Annotated in this window: 2 protein-coding genes; one reads left to right on the plus strand and one right to left on the minus strand. The window is 68.0% G+C overall.

Going from position 1 to position 1168, the window contains the following annotated elements; genetic code table 11:
- A partial coding sequence (locus JHD07_RS34810; RefSeq protein ID WP_291630415.1) for a serine hydrolase domain-containing protein occupies window positions 1–911 on the plus strand: 911 nt, incomplete at its 5' end.
- 122 nt (window positions 912–1033) lie between these two features.
- On the opposite strand, the gene JHD07_RS34815 is transcribed toward JHD07_RS34810, so the two are convergent.
- Window positions 1034–1168: SDR family oxidoreductase (locus JHD07_RS34815; protein ID WP_291630423.1), on the minus strand; the 135-nt coding region annotated here is incomplete at its 5' end.

The raw sequence follows: 1168 nt of genomic DNA on the forward strand, positions 1-1168 counted from the left end.
ACGGCCACCTCCTGCTCAGTGACCCCGTCGCCAAGTTCATCCCGGAATTTGCGAGCCAGAAGGTCGGCGTCGTCAAGGACGGCAGGCTGGAGCTGGTGCCGCCGGCGCGGCCAATGACGGTACAGGACCTGCTCCGCCACACCTCCGGCCTCACCTACGAGCACCAGGGCGACGGTCCCGTGCACAAACTCTACCAGGAGTCCCGCGTCCGCAGCCGCAAGATCAGCAACGCCGAGCACGCCGCCTTGGTGGCGAGCTTCCCGCTGGTCTGCCAGCCCGGCGCGGAGTTCAACTACAGCCGGTCCACCGACATTCTGGGCCGCATCATAGAGGTCGTCAGCGGCAAGTCGCTCGGCGCGTTCCTCACCGAGCGGGTGCTTGCGCCACTCCGGATGGCCGAGACCGGCTTCGCGACCAGCGAAGCCAATGCCGGCCGCCTCGCCGAGCCGTTCGCGGCCGATCCCTGGACCGGCGACAAGGTCGCGCTGTTCAACATGCTGGAGCAGCCGGTGATGGAGTCCGGCGGCGGCGGCCTCGTCTCGACCACCATGGACTATGCCCGCTTCTGCCTGATGCTGCGCAACGGCGGCACGCTCGACGGCAACCGGATCATCGGCCGCAAAACGCTGGAGTTGATGGCCTCCGATCACCTCGCTCCCGGCGTTGCCATCAACGGCACGCTGCTGTCGCCCGGCCACGGCTTCGGCCTCGGCTTTGCCGTGCGCAAGGAGGCCGGCATCGCGCCCTTCCCCGGCAGCGTCGGCCAGTATTTCTGGAGCGGCATTGCCGGCACGTTCTTCTGGATCGATCCGAAGGAGGACCTGTTCGCGGTGTTCATGAGCCAGGGCCCCGGACAGCGCGACTACACGCGGACCCTGGTGCGGGACCTGGTTTACGCGGCGGTGGAGTGAGACCTCGTGCCCCGGACGCACTGCAACGCCCCTTTCGCGTTGCTGCGCAGAGCCGGGGCCCATGCATCCCCGATGCGGAGCAGCGTTACACGCTGCACCGCGTCCGGGACACGGTCGTTACTTCAACTGATCGTCGCGCCGCCGTCGATGACCATGGTCTGGCCGGTCATGAAGTCACCGGCCTTCGAGCCCAGGAACACCGCTGCGCCCGCGATCTCGTCGGGGATGCCGATGCGCAGCAGCGGCGAGCGCGAGGT

The organism is Bradyrhizobium sp. (assembly GCF_016462955.1).
GTDB lineage: Bacteria > Pseudomonadota > Alphaproteobacteria > Rhizobiales > Xanthobacteraceae > Bradyrhizobium.